At 39.3% G+C, this 18,599-nt stretch carries 18 protein-coding genes; 4 read left to right on the top strand and 14 right to left on the bottom strand.

Annotated features, from left to right (window positions below; genetic code table 11):
• Window positions 1-479 precede the first annotated feature (479 nt).
• Entirely contained in the window at window positions 480-2,087 is a 1,608-nt protein-coding gene (locus Q1A31_RS18530) for a peptidoglycan DD-metalloendopeptidase family protein (RefSeq protein ID WP_299880442.1), read from the top strand.
• Between the two features lie 35 nt (window positions 2,088-2,122).
• Window positions 2,123-3,235 carry an anhydro-N-acetylmuramic acid kinase gene (locus Q1A31_RS18525; RefSeq protein ID WP_299880439.1) on the top strand — a complete coding sequence of 371 codons (1,113 nt, stop codon included), beginning with the start codon at window positions 2,123-2,125 and terminating at the stop codon, window positions 3,233-3,235.
• Window positions 3,236-3,349: 114 nt separating this feature from the next.
• On the opposite strand, the gene panC is transcribed toward Q1A31_RS18525, so the two are convergent.
• From panC to Q1A31_RS18495, 6 genes are all read right to left on the bottom strand, one after another.
• A complete protein-coding gene (panC, locus tag Q1A31_RS18520) occupies window positions 3,350-4,195 on the bottom strand; it encodes a pantoate--beta-alanine ligase (RefSeq protein WP_299880436.1) in 846 nt (281 codons plus the stop codon).
• A gap of 93 nt (window positions 4,196-4,288) precedes the next feature.
• Complete coding sequence (panB, locus tag Q1A31_RS18515; protein ID WP_299880433.1) at window positions 4,289-5,086, bottom strand: 3-methyl-2-oxobutanoate hydroxymethyltransferase; 798 nt, start codon at window positions 5,084-5,086, stop codon at window positions 4,289-4,291.
• The gene (folK, locus tag Q1A31_RS18510) at window positions 5,079-5,612 is read right to left on the bottom strand and encodes a 2-amino-4-hydroxy-6-hydroxymethyldihydropteridine diphosphokinase (protein WP_299880431.1); all 534 of its coding nucleotides are present in this window, start codon (window positions 5,610-5,612) and stop codon (window positions 5,079-5,081) included. The genes panB and folK overlap by 8 nt, the downstream gene beginning before the upstream one ends.
• Window positions 5,613-5,629: 17 nt before the next feature.
• Window positions 5,630-6,919, bottom strand: coding sequence for a polynucleotide adenylyltransferase PcnB (gene pcnB / locus Q1A31_RS18505; protein WP_299880430.1), 1,290 nt, complete (start codon window positions 6,917-6,919; stop codon window positions 5,630-5,632).
• Between the two features lie 271 nt (window positions 6,920-7,190).
• Window positions 7,191-8,384 (bottom strand): PLP-dependent aminotransferase family protein, encoded by a 1,194-nt coding sequence (locus Q1A31_RS18500; protein WP_299880427.1) that lies wholly within the window; start codon window positions 8,382-8,384, stop codon window positions 7,191-7,193.
• Window positions 8,377-9,168 carry a PhzF family phenazine biosynthesis protein gene (locus Q1A31_RS18495; protein ID WP_299880425.1) on the bottom strand — a complete coding sequence of 264 codons (792 nt, stop codon included), beginning with the start codon at window positions 9,166-9,168 and terminating at the stop codon, window positions 8,377-8,379. The genes Q1A31_RS18500 and Q1A31_RS18495 overlap by 8 nt, the downstream gene beginning before the upstream one ends.
• Before the next feature lie 180 nt (window positions 9,169-9,348).
• Here Q1A31_RS18495 and Q1A31_RS18490 point away from each other — a divergent pair, with 180 nt between their 5' ends.
• Complete coding sequence (locus Q1A31_RS18490; RefSeq protein WP_299880423.1) at window positions 9,349-10,764, top strand: PLP-dependent aminotransferase family protein; 1,416 nt, start codon at window positions 9,349-9,351, stop codon at window positions 10,762-10,764.
• Window positions 10,765-10,910: 146 nt separating this feature from the next.
• Window positions 10,911-11,405, top strand: a complete 495-nt coding sequence (locus Q1A31_RS18485) for a hypothetical protein (protein WP_299880421.1) — start codon at window positions 10,911-10,913, stop codon at window positions 11,403-11,405.
• Between the two features lie 93 nt (window positions 11,406-11,498).
• Here the strand turns inward: Q1A31_RS18485 and Q1A31_RS18480 are convergent, their stop codons facing one another.
• From Q1A31_RS18480 to soxZ, 8 genes are all read right to left on the bottom strand, one after another.
• Window positions 11,499-13,391, bottom strand: coding sequence for an ATP-binding protein (locus Q1A31_RS18480; protein ID WP_299880418.1), 1,893 nt, complete (start codon window positions 13,389-13,391; stop codon window positions 11,499-11,501).
• Window positions 13,381-13,587, bottom strand: a complete 207-nt coding sequence (locus tag Q1A31_RS18475; protein ID WP_299880416.1) for a hypothetical protein — start codon at window positions 13,585-13,587, stop codon at window positions 13,381-13,383. The genes Q1A31_RS18480 and Q1A31_RS18475 overlap by 11 nt, the downstream gene beginning before the upstream one ends.
• A 155-nt stretch (window positions 13,588-13,742) precedes the next feature.
• Window positions 13,743-14,999, bottom strand: coding sequence for a transcription termination factor Rho (gene rho / locus Q1A31_RS18470; protein WP_299880413.1), 1,257 nt, complete (start codon window positions 14,997-14,999; stop codon window positions 13,743-13,745).
• A 337-nt stretch (window positions 15,000-15,336) separates the two neighbouring features.
• The gene (gene trxA, locus Q1A31_RS18465) at window positions 15,337-15,657 is read right to left on the bottom strand and encodes a thioredoxin TrxA (RefSeq protein WP_299880410.1); all 321 of its coding nucleotides are present in this window, start codon (window positions 15,655-15,657) and stop codon (window positions 15,337-15,339) included.
• 68 nt (window positions 15,658-15,725) lie between these two features.
• Window positions 15,726-16,892 (bottom strand): HupE/UreJ family protein, encoded by a 1,167-nt coding sequence (locus Q1A31_RS18460; protein ID WP_299880407.1) that lies wholly within the window; start codon window positions 16,890-16,892, stop codon window positions 15,726-15,728.
• A gap of 168 nt (window positions 16,893-17,060) precedes the next feature.
• Window positions 17,061-17,345 (bottom strand): hypothetical protein, encoded by a 285-nt coding sequence (locus tag Q1A31_RS18455; RefSeq protein ID WP_299880405.1) that lies wholly within the window; start codon window positions 17,343-17,345, stop codon window positions 17,061-17,063.
• Between the two features lie 24 nt (window positions 17,346-17,369).
• A complete protein-coding gene (gene soxA, locus Q1A31_RS18450) occupies window positions 17,370-18,203 on the bottom strand; it encodes a sulfur oxidation c-type cytochrome SoxA (protein ID WP_299880402.1) in 834 nt (277 codons plus the stop codon).
• A gap of 73 nt (window positions 18,204-18,276) precedes the next feature.
• The gene (gene soxZ / locus Q1A31_RS18445) at window positions 18,277-18,597 is read right to left on the bottom strand and encodes a thiosulfate oxidation carrier complex protein SoxZ (protein WP_299880400.1); all 321 of its coding nucleotides are present in this window, start codon (window positions 18,595-18,597) and stop codon (window positions 18,277-18,279) included.
• Window positions 18,598-18,599 lie beyond the last annotated feature (2 nt).

Raw genomic sequence — 18,599 nt, 5'->3', positions numbered from 1 at the left:
TAATTTCAATTTAATTTAAATAACTCCAAATCAGATCAAAACTACCAACAACATCAACCACTTTAACAAGCCGCTAATCCGTTGGAGCGGCGCATTATAGGCACCTTAAATTTTGTAGCAACTACTAAATTCAAATATTCATATATTAATTAGAACTTATTGCTTCTACGCATATCTAATGACCTTTTGCCTGACGTAGTACTATATAAAGATTAGGTTCATAAAAAATTAACCATAATAGAGACATTCTCTATTTAATACATTAATATTAGGCCTTTTTAAATTCACACGAATACTTAAAACTGAGAAGCCTATAAATGTAGGCTTAAAAGAGAAAAAAGCAACCATCTATAATTCTTATAAACCCCATCAAATGGTAGTTAAGGTAGGATTAAGGTTGCAAACGGTACTATTTTAATGTATTTATGCGTTTAATTTTTAAACATATGTTTTTCATTTTTATAATAAGGGCTTTAAATTTGTTATCAAAAGATCGAAATAACATTATATACAGTAATAAAAACTGGAATGATGTTACTAACAAATACGACTTACTTAATGATCTAGAAATAGTCATTAAAAAAGAAAGTTCAGAACCAGTTACTGATCAAAACCTTGTCCCTGCTAGTCATGCATCATGGTTATCTAGATCTGCCGTTTTCATAGCTTTAGTTGCTGTGATCGGCAATATCCCTGTGCAATCACATTTGATTAAAGACGCACAAGCTAACTCTACTGTTAAAACGTTTGAAATTATTCCCAACGAAATCAACATTGCTAGCAATATCACAGATAACTCTGCACAAGCAACCCAATTAAGCTCTACACAAAACGACCTCCAACAAGATCAGATTGATAACCTCGAAGATATCTTAAATGGAGAAGATATTCTTGAGTCTAAAGAACTAGAATTACCCGCAAGAGCACTTGAAACCTATGCTGGACAAGTTAACGCAGATAATACAAGCAAATGGATTACTTACCACGTTAAGTCATATGACAATGCAACCAACATCTTCCATAAAGTTGGTCATCAGGCTCTTCTAAAGACACTCAAAAATAACAAAGAAATATATAGCCAAATCAAAGCACTTAAGAAAGGCAGCATCGTCCGCGCCAATTCAACTGAAGGTGATTTGTCTGATCTAGTATTTACCCATACCAATGACAGCAAACGTAGTTATGTGATTTCAAAACAAGGTGAAGATTATAAAGGCACTTGGAAAGACAATGTCTTTGAAGTTCGCCAGGCACGCGCAAGCTTTACGATACAAAACGGCTTATTCTTTGATGGCAAAAAAGCTAAAGTTGACAATAAAGTCATCAAACAGCTTGTGAAAGTTTTTGACTGGGACATAGACTTTTCTCATGATGTTCGTGTTGGCGATAAAGTAACCGCTGTCTTTGAAGAAATTTTTCACGATGGCGATAAAGTTGGTACACAGAATCTTCTAGCTGCTGAGTTTATTAATAAAGGTCGTCAGTTCAGATCAATTCGATATACCTATGCAGACGGAAAATCTGACTACTTCACTCCTCAAGGCAGAGAGATGAAGAAAGCATTTATACGCACGCCGATTGAACATGCTCGAGTTTCTTCACACTTCAACCCTGGAAGATTCCACCCGAAGCTGCATAAATTCCGTGCTCATAAAGGCACTGATTTTGCCGCAAGAACTGGAACTCCAATCATGACGACGGGTAACGGTGTTGTGCAATTTTTAGGCAGAAAAGGCGGATACGGCAGAACGGTTATTATCAAACATCGCGAAGGCTACACGACCACTTATGCTCATATGTCTCGTTACAAAAAAGGCTTGAAAGTTGGAGATAAGGTTTATCAAAGTGATCTGATCGGTTATGTTGGACAATCAGGTTTAGCTACTGGACCACATCTTCACTATGAACTCCATCAAGATAAAAAAGCAGTTAACGCTATGACTGTCGCTTTACCAAACAGCATGTCACTTTCGAGATCTGAGCTTCAGGATTTCCGTAACAAAGCTGTAAATCTGGTTTTACAATTAAACGTATTACACCGCTTTGTTGAAGCTGACATTGAAATAGACAGCGCCATTGGCGGTTAATTCTTAAATTCTTAGCCTACTTTTAATCACAATAAATGGCTAAGATTTATTACTATATTGGACTTATGTCTGGCACCAGTTTAGATGGTGTTGACACGGTTCTTGTGGGTTTTGATCAACTGAAACCTACACTAATAACATCTCGCATACATTCCATAGATCCAGACCTTAGAGAATCACTTCTCAAAACCATTCACCCTGAATGGCAGGGAAGTCTTGCCGACGTTGGGATTCTCAATCAAAGACTAGGCAAATTATTTGCAGATTCAGCCTGCGCACTGATCAAAGACAATAACATTGATAAAAGCGCGATAACCGCCATAGGAAGCCACGGACAAACACTTTGGCACCAACCTATAGGAAAAAACCCGTTTAGCCTTCAGTTGGGAGATGCGAGCATTATAGCCGAACAAACTGGCATAACGACCATTGCAGATTTCCGGAGTCGTGATATTGCCGCAGGTGGTCAGGGTGCACCACTTGTACCTGCTTTTCACAAAGAGCTACTTAGCCATCCGGATAAAAACAGAGTCATTCTTAATGTTGGTGGTATATCAAATATCACAATACTACCCGCCTCTGACTCATCAAAATCAGCTAGTGGCTTCGATACTGGCCCTGGTAACGGTTTATTAGATGCCTGGATCGCTAAGCATCAAGCTACTAGTTATGACAAAAACGGTGACTGGGCGAAATCAGGCACCATCAATGAAAATATATTAAATACATTATTATCAGAAGCTTATTTTTCCTTACACCCCCCCAAAAGTACCGGCAAGGAACTTTTTAACCTTACGTGGCTAGAAAATCTAATCGGAAACAAACTCCATCAAGAAAAACCAGAAGATATCCAGGCGACATTAACAGAGCTAACCGCAAAATCCATCAGCGACAATGTTATTGATTGTGACGAGTTATACGTTTGCGGCGGAGGCACACACAATAGTTATCTAATCGAACGATTAAAATACCATTTGCCCGATACAGAAATAGGCTCCACAGCTAAACTTGGGATTGATCCGGACTGGATGGAAGCAATAGCCTTTGCCTGGCTGGCGAAACAAGCGCATGAAAACAAAACGGGCAACCTGCCTTCAGTCACTGGCGCTAAAGGCAAAAGAATTCTTGGCGCTATTTATCCTGCATAATACAGAAGGCCTAGAGAAGACACTTAAAAAAAGCCCCCCCCCTACTTTTGAATAATATTACGTTTTTGTTATTTGAAAACGTAAATAGAATTTATGCATAGCTAGGGCACTTTTTTATATATTGATAGTAATATTATCAATCAAACGCGCTTTACCGAGCCACGCAGAAACTAATAAAACCAGTTTTTTAGAATCAGCATCTGCAACAGATAAGTCAGACGCGTTGCGTACTTCAAAATAATCGGTATTAAAACCCTGATCGTTCAAAACCTTGATGTTTTCAGCCTGTAAGGCTAGATAATCTCTTTCCCCAGCAATGATTTTTTCGCGAGTTTCTTGCATTTGCTGATATAACTTAGGACCAATTCTATTACGTTGCTCAGTATCCAGATAGTTATTACGAGAACTCATCGCCAAGCCTGATTCTTCTCTAGCTGTAGGCGCTGCAATAATCTCAATACCAAAATCTAAATCGCTTTCCATACGTCTGATTAGCATCAACTGTTGAAAATCCTTTTCACCAAATACCGATACATCAGGATGCACCAGATTGAAAAGCTTGGCAACGATGGTTGCTACACCTGAGAAATGACCGGGGCGAGAATCACCCTCTAGAATCTCACTAATCCCATCAACTTCCACACGAGCTGCACTACCAACTGGATACATTTCTTCGGCAGTTGGAAGAAAAACCAGATCAACACCCTCGCTTTTTAACAAAGCTAAATCACTATCTAGTGTTCTTGGATATGCCGCTAAGTCTTCAGCCTTATCAAACTGAGTAGGATTAATAAAAATTGAAACAACAACACGATCTGCTATTTGTTTCGCTTTACGTACCAATGATAAATGACCGTCATGCAGATTACCCAAAGTAGGAACAAACGCTGTTCTCTCATTTCTTGCCCGATAACCGCGCATTACCACTCTTAGTTCGTCTTTATCATTTGCTTGTAACATGAAATAGGCCTTTAGTATTTATTAAACAAAGTATTATCACCCCCCTATTTTTAGGTAGTTTTTAGGGGAGCTTTTATGGTTTATTCTCTGAAATTAGAAGAAACACTGATCATCTGTAGGGAACGATATATCGCGCACCGCATCGACATACGCTTTAATTGCTTCTGGAATATTTCGACCATCTTTTAAGAAATTCAATGAGAACTTTGGCGCCAGACTTGAGATACCGATCATGTCCTGAAGCACCAAAACCTGACCATCGCAAGTTCGACCTGCACCAATACCGATAGTTGGAATTTCTAGCTCTTCAGTGAGTTGTTGCGCCAAATCGACAGGCACACACTCGAGCACAACCGCATCAGCACCTGCATCCTGAAGTGCGAGCGCATCAGAAAGCATTTGTTTAGCGACATCACCTTCCCTACCTTGAACTCGATAACCGCCTAATTTGTGAACCGTCTGTGGTGTTAAACCAATGTGTGCACAAACTGGAACGCCGTGTCGCGTCATGTGGCGCACTGTATCAAGCTGCGCTTCACCACCTTCTAGCTTAACAATATGCGCGAATCCTTCTTGCATTAAGCGCGCTGCATTGCCAATCGCCTGATCAGGATTGGTGTAACTCATAAAAGGTAAATCAGCCATTACCAGCGCACGCTTTGTTTGTGGCTCAACGGCTTTCGAATGATAAATAATATCATCAACACTCACCGGAACCGTGGAATCATGACCTTGCATCACCATACCCAGCGAATCACCTACAAGAATTACATCGACTCCTTGCTCATCGACAATTCGTGCAAAGCTCGAATCATAGGCGGTTAGAGAAACGATTTTCTCACCCTTTGACTTCATTTCACGAATAGTTTTTACAGTAACTCGGTTAGGCATGATCGAACTCCATGATGTTATTTTTTTCTGTGTTAGATAGGTTGTTTATACAATCTAGTATTGTAGTAGATTTATTAATCACTAAATCGTCTTTAGTTTTTTTAATCAAATCTTGAAGTGGGTACAAAACAAAAGAACGCTCGCAAATTCTAGGGTGTGGAACGCTAAGACGTTTCGTATTAATTTCCTGATCACCGTAAAAAAGCAAATCTAGATCAAGTGTTCTTGCGCCCCAGCGCTTGACGCCTTCTCGCACTCTGTCATTATCATTTTCGATATTCTGCATAGCATCAAGCAGAGATTCAGAACCCAAAGTCGTTTCTATAAATACAGCAGCATTGAGATAATCGGGTTGGTCCTGGGGACCGTGAGGCTTACTTTTATAAAAGCGGGAGGATATTAATCCGGAAATATCTGGATGTGAAGTCAAGTCTGAAATGGCTTTTTGCAAATAAGAAAAAGAATCACCCATATTACTTCCTAGGGCGATGTAACAACGTACATTTTTGATGGAGTGATTAACCATTGACTAACGCAGGCACTCTAACCATTCTTACGTCGCTTATTCCTGCTTTTAGATTTACCAGGGGAAGCGGCGAGACACATTGCCTTTTTTTCTGCGGCATCAACTTCCTGAATTAATGTCCACCATTCGCACTCTTCTTCCGGCAATTCTCCAGCACGGACTCTAAGACACATAAAATCATAGGCAGCACGAAAGCGTTTATGCTCTAAAAACCTCAGCACTCTTCTTTCATTCTTGAATGCAAATAAACCTTGGAGCGTCCAGATCTCACGCGTCATATTGCTAAATCTGCGAGGCACCGAAATACATTTCACTTGTTCACCAAAGGCATCTGACGCTGCTAAATGCATTGATTGCAAAGCAGGGTTACCAAGCTCACTGTACATAATTGAACCTTCACGTACCCGCTTCCATAACATGACTGCAAACAAAAATGCAGGAGTAACAGGCATATCAGCCCTGATTCTTTTATCGGTATTGGTTAAAGCGGCATAGACAAGCTTGGTGTATGTACCTTCTTTACCATCTTTATCGATGTCTTCATTAAGACTCTTTTCAGCCTGAGGAAATAAATATTCCAGCAAGTGATATTCACGTAATAACTCCAACGTTTTAATTGCCTGGCCACTATGGAAAAGCTTTAAAGCCTCATCAAACAATCGAGCAGGAGCAATATTGCCCAGCAAAGAAGAAAGCTCTCTTATTGGCGCTTCTGATGCAGGCTCGATACTAAGGTCTAACTTTGCCGCAAAGCGAATAGCGCGAATCATTCTCACCGGATCTTCACGATAACGAACCACAGGATCACCTATCATGCGCAGCTGACGCTTTTCCAGATCATCCATTGCACCAACGAAATCGAGCACTTCGCCATTTTTCAAATCATAGAAAAGTGCATTGATACTGAAATCTCGGCGATAAGCATCTTCTACAACAGTGCCATAGACATTGTCATGAATGATTCGGCCATGCTGACCAACCTGACCTTTATCGCTATCATCATGAGGCGCACGAAAGGTCGCCACTTCAAAGTATTCACGACCAAAGTGGACATGCGCTAATCTAAAGCGTCGTCCGATAATTCGGGTAGAGGGAAGAACTTCTTTTACTTGTTCTGGGGTTGCGCTGGTAGCAATATCAAAATCTTTGGGATGAAAGCCGAGAAGCAAGTCACGCACTCCGCCACCCACCAAGTAGGCTTCATAACCAGCATCAGTCAAAGACTTTAATATAGTACGGGCTTTTTTGTCTATTTCCCGAGGATTAATACCGTGCTCGCTTGCGGGTATTTTAGTGACTGAACTCATTCTTTATTTAATATTATTTTGACTATGAAAAACGCCATAAGCTTAGCATATTAAGTAGAATTATTAGTGAAATACATTGCTTAAACTGCACAAATGTCTGCCTTAGGTGAAAAATTAAGCATTTAACGATTCGTGGCGTTTATTCGATAAGTACTTAAAGTAAAAGTCACCCCCCTACTTTAGGCAGCTTTTTTTGATTTTTGAAAAAACAAAAGGAACTTAATGCTTTGAAAGTCAGTTTCCACCTAATTAAATGAGTTAGTAGTAACTACTAACTCATTCTATTTTTGATACATTTTCCTAAACGCTTGATACCTTCACGGATAGTATCTGAATCAACTGTTACATAACTGAGGCGCAACGTATTCTCTTGGGGCTCTCCAACATAAAATGGATGACCAGGAACAAATGCGACTTTCGATTCCAGCGCATCGTCAAATAAATCCATTGATGACATCCCTTCGGGCAACGTTACCCATAAAAACATGCCACCATCGGATGTTGCAACAGTCACACCCTCTGGAAAGTATTCTTCGATCGCAGAAATCATCGCTTCACGTTGTTTTGAATAAAGTCCGATGATTTTTTCCAGATGCTGATCTACTGGATTATCTTGCAAATACTGATGCATCACCAACTGCGAAAAGTAATTGGTGTGTAAGTCTGAGGCTTGCTTGGCAATAATGAGCGAATCCATTAACCATTCAGGAGCCACAATCCAGCCAATCCTAAACGACGGAACAACTACTTTTGAAAATGTACCTAACATGATGGTTCTCTCAGGTATCAAAGAATAAAAGCTTTCTTTTTCTTCGCCAGAGAAGCGTAATTCCCCATAGGGATCATCTTGAATTAACAAACAGTCATGCTTTTCAATTTGCGCAGCTACCGCTTCTCTATTCTGTTGTGAATAAGAGATACCCGTCGGATTTTGAAAATTAGGAACGGTATAAACGAACTTTGGTTTAGAATTATCTAAAACATTCTCTAGTTGCTCTATATTCATGCCATTGTCATCGACTTCAACGGTGAGCATTTTCGGCTGATACAAAGAAAATGACTGTATTGCACCCAGATAACCCGGATTTTCAATAACGATTTCATCACCCTCATCAATCAGTGCTTTCGCGATTAAATCAAAAGCCTGCTGTGAGCCATTCGTGATTAAAATACTATCTGGCGATACATCGATACCCTGTTTATCTTTATAACGCTGTGCAATCCAGTTGCGCAATGAAACATCACCTTCAGTATTACTATACTGCAGCGCTTTGGGGCCATTTTCCTCTAAAACTTTGGCACTCGCCTGAGCGATTTCATCAACAGGAAATAGATTCGCATTCGGCAACCCACCAGCAAAAGAAATAATATCTGAGTGGTTTGATACCTTGAGTATTTCTCGAATAAAAGATTTTGGAACACTTTTAATTCTAGTTGATAGTAAATGTCTGTTTTTATCACTCATAGAGTTCACCTTTAAATACTGTCGTGGCCTGTCCTGCAATACTGACTCTGTCGCCCACTAATTCGACCTGCAATGCTCCTCCACGTTTGGATAACTGTAAAGCATTCATTTGCGTTTTATTCAATTTTTCTGCCCAAAAAGGCGCGAGTGAACAATGTGTCGATCCCGTAACTGGATCTTCATTGATTCCGACGTTAGGTCCGAACACCCGGGAGACAAAATCAACACTATTACCTTTAGCAGTAACGATCACACATTCAGCATCCAGAAGCTCTAACTGCTGTATATACGGTGTTATGTTTCTGACTGTTTCTTCATTCTTCACCTCTATCAATAAGTTTTCACCTGCTTGATAGGTATTTAGAATGTCACAGCCCAAAGCCATCTCTAAACCTATTGGTTCTTTACACTCGTAAGAAAGCTGCTGAGGGAAATCAAGACTGATCAGAGAATCCTGGTAAGCCACCTTTAGTTTGCCACTTAATGTATCAAAACAGATAGTTTCGCTATTTGCGATAAGTCCTTCAGACCATAAGACATGTGCCGTAGCTAAAGTCGCATGACCACATAATTTGACTTCTGTAGTCGGAGTAAACCACCTTAAAGCATAGTGTGCCCCTTCAACTTCTTCAGCAAAAGCGGTCTCTGGCAGATTCATTTCTTCTGCCAGACTTTGCATCCACACATCTGTCTGTTGATGTCCTTTAGGAAGAATACAAACGCCAGCTGGATTACCGCTGAATTGTTTATCTGTGAATGCATCAACCTGAAATAAATTAATCATTGTTTAACCTTGTTATACCCGACTAAGCCGTTAACTAAATAAGCCATCGCCAAGCTCCGCTTTATTTGCACATCAATATACTATTGTGTCATATTAGAATACAGATTCAATATTTTATATTTGATACGGTACAGTTTTAGTTAATTTAGATCTGTACCTGTTTTTATAAAGAGAAATGACATGACAACCCGCTACCAACAAGTTGCCGATCACATCAGTGATCAAATCAAAAATGGTCTACTCAGGGCTGGAGAAAAAGTCCCATCGGTACGTCAATGTTCAGCGGAAATGGGCTTGAGTATTTCTAGCGTGATTCGTGGCTATGAATTACTTCAAGATCAAATGCTTATTGAACCACGCCCACAATCAGGCTTTTATGTTCGCCCTCAATTTGAAAGAAACAACCCTCCTGCCATCAGCAAACCGACAGCCGAACCATCAGACGTTAATATCGATTCACTTGCAGTAACGTTAATGCAAACCACACAGGATGAAAACGTAATACAGTTAGGAACAGCGCCACCTTTTACTGACGTGCCTTCAGTAAAAGCGCTGAATCGCATTATGACCAAAGTCATCAGAGAAGAGCCTAATATTGCGGATTATGATACTCCCGCCGGCAACGAAGATTTAAGACGTCAAATTGCCCGGCGCATGATAAACGCAGGCGTAAACATTCACCCCGATGAAATTGTGATCACCACAGGTTGTCAGGAAGCAATAACGTTATGCCTGAGAGCGGTCACCAAAGCCGGCGATACAGTCATCGTGGAATCTCCCAGCTACTTTGGCACCTTAAAAGCGATTGAATCCTTAGGGCTAAAAGTACTGGAAATTCCTACTCATGCCGAAAAAGGTGTGAGCCTGAGTGCGATACAAGATGCCATTGCGCAATGGGATATTAGTGCCTGTGTGCTCACACCTAATTTCAGTAATCCACTGGGTTATGTTATGAGTGATGAAAAAAAATCAAAACTCAGAAAACTACTTAAAGCCGCCGATGTTCCGATAATAGAAGATGATATTTACGCAGAACTCAGTTACAACGCGCAACGCCCCAAGGCAATTAAAGCCTTTGATGAAACATGCGCAAATAGCAATGTTTTACTCTGCTCCTCATTATCTAAATCACTTTCGCCGGGTTTAAGGATTGGTTGGGCTATTCCTGGTAGATGGTTAAACGAAGTCACCCAGTTAAAAGTATGTAATAGTATGGCAGGCGCCACTGTACCTGCAAAAACTGCCGCACGTTATCTGGAATTAGGTATTTTCGATCGCCACCTGAGACAAATGCGTCGCCATTATAAAGATCAACGTGATTACTTTCTTCACCTCGCCACGCTACATCTACCAAAAAATATTAGGCTGACTCACCCTGAAGGCGGCTATGTGATTTGGCTAGAACTAGAGGAACATATCAACAGCATGAAACTCTATGAAGATGCCAAATACGAAAATATCAGCATTGCTCCCGGTCCACTATTCTCAGTGAGCGGAGAGTATAAAAACTTCATACGAATTAATTATGGCAGAGCCACTAAAGATCAATTAGAAGAAGCGATGATAAAATTGGGACGAATTATAAGTAACAGTTAATTTCTGCGTTTATCGAAGTTAATCTTATAAACGAAAGTCCCCCCCCTACTTTAAAGCCCTTTTTTATCTTTTCCATTTATCTGATCGGTTTGATGTACTTTTGATACTTAGCTAAACTTTGCACATCAAATAAAAATTAATAAACAATGATAATAAAAAATAATTACCTATTAGGTCTTGTCGTAGTTCTGCTATCTAGCTCAGGCCATGCGGATGGATTCAATAAAAAAGAAGTGTATTCGTATCAATCTACGGGTGGCACACCAGTCTTTACGGATAAGCGTCCGACTAAAAGTAAGCAATACAAAACGCAAACCATAGAAGTGACAGAGCCAAACAGTAAGGAAAGTAATAATAGTCATACCATTACTACTTACAACTATTCGACTCAGATAAACAATACTCAAACGACTATTTACACAACGCAAAATTCAAGTAAAAAGAAGCAACATAACAAAAAATTCAAAACGGGTAAGCACAGCATACAACGCTGTCAGCGTTATAAAGAAAAGCTCGATCACTATTCGGATAAAATGAGAAGCGGCTATAAAAACTCTGAATATAAAAAGCTGGAGAAAAACCGCAAGAAGTATAAAAATTTACTTTTTAAGAACTGTGATACAAAAACATTCAGAGAATAAGATGATTCTTATCGAATATTTATATCTAAAATAGATTTAAGTCACCCCCCTACTTTAAGGGGGTTTTTATTGCATACTATTAACTGCTCAAAACTAAACGATAAGCTCCGTGCCATCCAGCGGACATATAATCGCCTTAGCCACTTGTACATCTGCCGGGAATTCCTGTGCAGAAATCCAGACCTGATTAATCACATTACTGACATCTGGTAGTGCACGCATTGTTGCATTTGTTCTTAACTGATCAAAGAAAGCAAATGGCTCATCAAGGAAGATAAATTGCTTTTCATTGCCAGAATTCTTCGCTAACTCTTCGGACATCGCCATTCTCAATGCCAGCATAACCTGACGCTGAGTTCCCGAGGATATCTCATCGAAATCCATATAATCGGTCTTTTCGCCAGAGTAAATTTGTACGCTAAAATCCTCTGCGATTCTTACTTCACTGTAACGGCCTTCAGTAAACTTAGGCAACGTATTCGCTGATATATCGGAAATATTTTGATTGAAAAGTTCGACTGAATCTTTCGCCGCACGTTGCATTAACCCAATTGAAATATTTTGTGTTTCGATACTGTATTTACATTTATCTACAACCTTATTGAGGCTTTGCAAGGTAGATCGTAAATTCCCAGCCTTGTCAGAACGCTCTTTCTCTTTACTGATGTCGCCAAGTAACTCTCTACCCAAATCTTCTATTTCACCATCTTGTTTTTTTAGTGAATCGGTTAACCTTGTTACTGCAGCCGTAATTTCCTCGGTATCAGCCTTATAGCCAGTAGTACCTTCAGCTAATTGCGACAGATTATTGAATTGCTCTCTTGGAGGAAGAATTTGAAGTGTGGAAGGCGCTTCTTTTCTTTCATGAAGCATTTGCACAACACGTTCTGGCAATAAGGTTTCCACCAATGTTGTTACGTATCGATGACCATGCTGCAAGGAACCAGAGAAGCCTTCCGCCTCTTCATCTAACCTAACCATAGTTGCCTGAGAGTTCTTACGCACAACCAGTGTGATCAGGTAACCAATCAATGTAATTATCGCGGCTGGTAATAGCCAATTATCTGCCATGCTGGCATAAGTCGAAATTTTTTCTTCACTCATTGAAGTCGATAAAGTCGATAAAGATTCCATTGATGAGTCTTTAAAATAAGTATTTAAAACCCACAATATCCATAAAATTACAGTTATTGGAAATAATAACTTACCCAAAAAAGAGAAAGTGCCAAAAGCTTTTCTGGCACTGTGAAAAGCATCATAATTATTTGAGTACAGTTCACCATTATCATTCAAATGGCCGACTAATCGCTCTCTGTCCCTTTGCTCTGTGCCCAAAGTTTCTTCGGCATCAATTAATTCTGGGAGCCAGGTTTCATCCAGTTGAATTTCATCCAGATCGGCTTGAGTCGATTCTACCTGTGGCATTAACTCTTTGATTGCTTCTTCATTCTGAATATTAGATTTTTCGAAATCGTCGGTAATTTGAGCGTAAGCGCCAATACCCGCCATTTGTTTTATGGTGCTACTTTGTGGATCTGGAGATGTTAACTCTCTTTGAGCGAGGTAAAACGAATTAGCAAAGGCATCGTAATCAAAACCTAGAATTTTAGGTAACGCTTTAGCGACTTCATCCACACCATCGATTTTGTTATTTCCCTCATCATCACCGGTAATTTTTTGCAGTGTTGCTTTTGATACCCCTTTGCGATCGACACTTCGAGTCAGCTCGTAAATATCATCATCACCCGAAATAAAATTTATGGTGACATCAGAAACATCTGATCCCCAGGAAACGAGTTTACCGAGATTTTTTTCATCGAGGAAAAATGTTCTGCCGAAAAGCGCAAAACAGATGGATTCACCTATACTGGTTTTTCCTGATTCATTTGAGCCAGCTACAGTAATAACCCCTGATTCAGGAATATCGGTGACTTCAAGCTTATGGTATTTGCGAAAGTTGGTGGCAACTAGAGATTTAATCAGCATGGAACAGCTCCTCTACAGAAATAGAGTCATCTAGTTTTTGAAGTACAAGCTTAACGGCATCTTCATACTTATCGATATCGAAATCTTCTTTTTCTGACTGCTCTTTTACATCTTCTTTACAGAATTTAGCGAAGCGTTTTGCGGCCCCTCTAACTTTATCTGTCTTCAACCAACGAAGCTCTAATTCAGCTGCCATGTAATTTCTCCAATCACTAATTCATCAGAATAATGCCCACATCAAAAAGGACAAGTTACAGCCATTGTAGTGAAAATAAATCAAAATACAAACGGCAATAAAAAAGCCCCTAGCGACAATGTCCCTAGAGGCTTATAGAACGGCTAGTATTACTATTAGCCTTTCATATTATTGAAGAATTCTTCATTGGTTTTTGTCTTTTGTAACTTATCAAACAAGAACTCCATCGCTTCAACTTCTTCCATCGGATGTAGGAATTTACGCAAGATCCAAAGACTCTGTAATTCGTCTTCACCGACGAGTAACTCTTCACGACGAGTACCAGAACGATTAACGTTGATTGCAGGGTATACACGCTTCTCAGAAATCTTACGATCTAGATGTAATTCTGAGTTACCGGTACCTTTAAATTCTTCATAGATAACTTCGTCCATCTTTGAACCAGTATCTATAAGAGCAGTAGCAAGAATCGTTAAACTACCGCCTTCTTCAAGATTACGCGCCGCACCAAAGAAACGCTTAGGACGATGCAATGCATTCGCATCCACACCACCTGTTAATACTTTACCGGATGAAGGTACTACAGTGTTGTAAGCACGAGCCAAACGCGTAATAGAATCTAATAGAATGATAACGTCTTTCTTATGCTCAACCAGGCGTTTCGCTTTCTCAATTACCATTTCTGCAACTTGCACGTGGCGTGTTGCTGGTTCATCAAACGTAGAAGAAACAACCTCACCTTGAACCATGCGAGACATTTCTGTCACTTCCTCAGGACGTTCATCTATCAGAAGAACGATAAGGTGAGCATCAGGCTGATTCGTTGCGATACTTTGCGCAATGTTCTGCAACATCATTGTTTTACCCGCTTTTGGCGGTGCAATGATCAAACCACGCTGACCTTTACCAATTGGAGCGACAATATCGATAACTCGAGCAGTAATATCCTCAGTACTGCCGTTACCACGCTCCATACGCATTCTTTCATCAGGATGAAGTGGCGTCAGGTTTTCAAATAATAATTTATTACGTGCGTTTTCTGGCGGCTCAGTGTTGATTGTATCTACTTTAAGCAGTGCAAAATAACGCTCGCTATCTTTCGGTGTACGTATTTTTCCGGCAACCGTGTCACCTGTTCTTAAACCAAAACGGCGTATCTGACTTGGAGATACGTAAATATCATCAGCACCAGCAACATAGTTACTGTCACTCGATCTTAAGAAACCAAACCCATCCTGTAATATTTCTAATACACCGTCTCCATAAATGTCATCACCTTCTTTGGCAACAGCTTTTAAAATGGCAAAGATTACATCTTGTTTACGAGCACGGGACATTCCATCAACGCCTTTTTCTTTGGCAATAGCTAGAATTTCGGGAGGAGTTTTTTGTTTTAATTCAGTAAGATTCATAGGTGAGATTTAAGATAATTGAAAGATAAGGTTAGATAAATAGAATAGTTATTCTAGATTTAGAGTAGTTTTTCGTTTCAGTACACATTATCGATTAATTAAATTCTATGGCTTAGCCATAACAAGAACTTTGAATGAAAGAATTTATTTACGATATGGGATTTTAGAAAAAAAATAATAAAGTTATTATTAAGTGTTTGATTTATAAAATATGCTTGTAATTTTCCGCCTGAAATGGCGAAACAAGGAGTACAGTCTCGAACAACTAAACCAAAGGTATCACGTGAAAAAATATTAGTCCAGCTTTAAGAGATAAGCTGGACTATGAAAAGTCTAATTAAATATTCTGATCTAAAAATGCTGTCAATTGTGATTTGTTTAATGCGCCAACTTTAGTTGCTGCAACTTCACCATCCTTAAATAGCATTAGTGTTGGAATGCCACGAATACCGTATTTAGGTGGAGTGTCACCATTGTCATCAATATTTAATTTAGCAATAGTTACTTTGCCTTTATATTCTGCCGCTAACTCTTCAAGTATTGGGGCAACAGATTTACAAGGACCACACCATTCTGCCCAGTAATCTACTAAAACAGGTGTGCTACTTTTTAAAACATCTTGTTCGAATGAATCATCACTCAGGCTTACAATGCTCACTTTTTGTTTCTCCAGTGTTATTCACTAATTGTATAATTCAATAGTGTAAAGCCTGATTATCAGGCCTATTAAAAATAATTCAAGTCTAATCGCTGGATAAACCAATAAAAAGCGATAAGTGCTATAGCTAAAGAGGCAGGTTTTGCTATCACATTTTTATACCATGGCTTTTTTCCAAACCAATAACCCACTAATAGGAATGCTGCCAGAATGACTGTCAATTGACCTATTTCGACACCCACATTAAAACTAATCAAAGCCGTAACAAAGGCATTTTCTGGCATTCCAAAGTCCGCCAAAACACTAGCAAACCCTAAACCATGTAACAAACCAAATAAAAACACCAACAGTAAGCGGCTATTATTCAGACGTTTAGCAAAAATATTTTCAATTCCAACATAGGCAATTGATAAAGCAATGAGAGGCTCTACGATATTTGCGGGTAGATTAATCACGCCATTCATTGCCAAGCCTAAAGTCAGTGTATGCGCCACGGTAAACATGGTGACCTGCAACAGCAGAGGCTTAAATGCGACACCAAAAAGAAACAACCCTAAAATAAATAGAATATGGTCCAGACCCTTTGGAAGAATATGCTCAAATCCTATCACTACATAAGATATAACAGTTTGATAGAGAGGCTTGTCCGCAACTATCTCCGTTAATGACATAGCTTCACTGGACTTATCATTTTTCAACCACTGCCATTGCGACCAGTGATATTCTTGCTTGACTTTGTTTACCTGTTTCAAGCGCACCGCATTATCACCAAATGATGCAGGGTAATACCACGTCAACGATGTAGTTGAATCTCTCACTTCCCCGGCGAGCTCTATGAGACTTATTCGAGGTACTTTGGTATAGCCTGGTTCAGGAATTTTTACCTGCTTAAAAATTAAATCGACTTTATTTTTACTGTTATTTACCAGACTAATTTGCTCTAGAAACGTAGATTTAAATTTCTCAAATTCTACTAATAACTCATCAGCCTCCATTTTACGCAGCACATCATATTCGTCTGCATTTGGAGCGTCTTTGGTATTCTTGTAGCGACCGTCTATACCCGTGAGCAGCGCTTCGATACTGGCACGAATTTCTATATTGACTTGCCCCTTTTCATTAACAACTAGCTCTATCAATGCAGGTTTAACTACATCAGCATTTACAGTTAGTGATATCAAGAAAACTAGCATCACTAATGCACTACGAAAAATAGGTTTTATCGAGATAATCATTAATATTAAATTAGGACTTAGAATTTTTTATAGGTTGAAAAAGCAATATGACTGCGGTTAGAACAATTAACCAAGATAATTATCTAAAATAATTCTGAGAATAATCTTAATCTGTAGACACAAAAAAACCGAGATAAACTCGGTTTTTTTGTTCTTAAACCGAAAAGTTTAGAAACGTGGACCAGCCGTTTTTGCTAATTCCGCTTGCTTTAACGATTCTTTGCTTTGCATTACAACAATGTTAGCTAGCTTAATAGCTTTCTTTTCTTTGCCATCTTTTGCCGCTGCTTCAGCGTTCTTTATGGTTTTACCCATATCACGCCACTCCATACCTACGGCGCTAGCTTCTTTCTGTGCTTTCTTTGCAGCATCAATTGCATCTTGAGCACCACCAGCCATTACTGCTGAGCTCAAACTAAAAATTAATGTAGCTAATAAAAATTTGAATTTCATAAATGTCTCCAATAGTAGTCTGGTTTACTTTCTAGCACCTGGGCCGTTAAGCTCAAGACCATTTGACATTACTGCCTGGAAGTATTCCAAAGCCTTGTATTCGTCACTTTGTGCTTTAAAAGGCTTAGCTCTAATGTTTTTATTACAACCACCGTATCTACGATGCAAAGTACCCATTTCTCCCCACTTAGTTCTAAATACTGGGAAGTGAGTAGGATGACCTAACGCAGGGCTCAACAATTCACTACGAACCTTACGATTAAAGTTGTATACATGACAATCAGCACAAGCCAAGTTTAATTGACCACGTTTAGCATAGAAAAATTTCTTGCCTTTATCGTACCAGGCTTTTGCTTTTTCAGTTTTAGGTTGAACATCAATTTTTTCTCCACGTCCCTGATAAGCAACGTAGGCAGATACTGCGGCGATATTGCCTTTCTTCCATTTAAATGGCTTTTCACCATTATCTGTCAGACATTTATTGATATCGCCTTCTAAAGTTACGATAGTATCTTTTTCTTCGTCATGGTAGGGGTACTTTGCACGAGTGCCGCTAAGGTCTTCTCCAAAACAACTGGCAAAAGATTTGCCATTCTTGAATGGTTTTTCCCAAAGCTCAGTTCCAGTATCAATTGCAAGTTCATACGGTGGAAACTCTTCAATTTCTTCCCATTGACTACGTGAATCTGCATCTAGCGCATATACACCGTTTTGAAAATCTTCAAATTTTACGTCAGGTACAGCCTTTTTAAAGTAACTTCTGAAAGCTTCTGTATCCTCAGCTGGCGTTGAGGCCTGAGCTGTAACAAAAGGTAGTGTTATTACTAATAAAGCCACTGATGTGATCAGTTTTTTCATTTTTTCCTCCTAGCTTACATATAAGAATGTCCCACTTAGACAAAGCCAAGCGAGACATTCAATTTTTATAGTTTTATTTCTTACCAACTTCTTTTTCGATAGAGTCGCTTTTACCCATATTGTCTGTCCAGGTAAGTTTAACTTTATCAGACTTAGAGCCAGCATAATTGAATGAAAGGAACGGGTTTTTAGATACCGAACCACTCCAATCTGCTGTCATTACAACTTTACCGTTAGCTTCGACTTTTACTTCGGTAATGTAATGAGCCGGTATAGCATCGCCAGTTTTCTTATCTTTACGAAGACCAGTTTCCATAGGGTGAGTGATCAGAGCTTTTACCTGAACCATTCCACCTTTTTCTTTTGTACGTAATTTTATTGTAGATTTTGCCATGA

Origin of the sequence: uncultured Cocleimonas sp. (genome assembly GCF_947495625.1) — a bacterium.
Taxonomy (GTDB): Bacteria; Pseudomonadota; Gammaproteobacteria; order Thiotrichales; family Thiotrichaceae; genus Cocleimonas.
The sequence above is the reverse complement of the archived record's forward strand: the minus strand, read 5'-3'. Positions and strand labels throughout refer to the sequence as shown.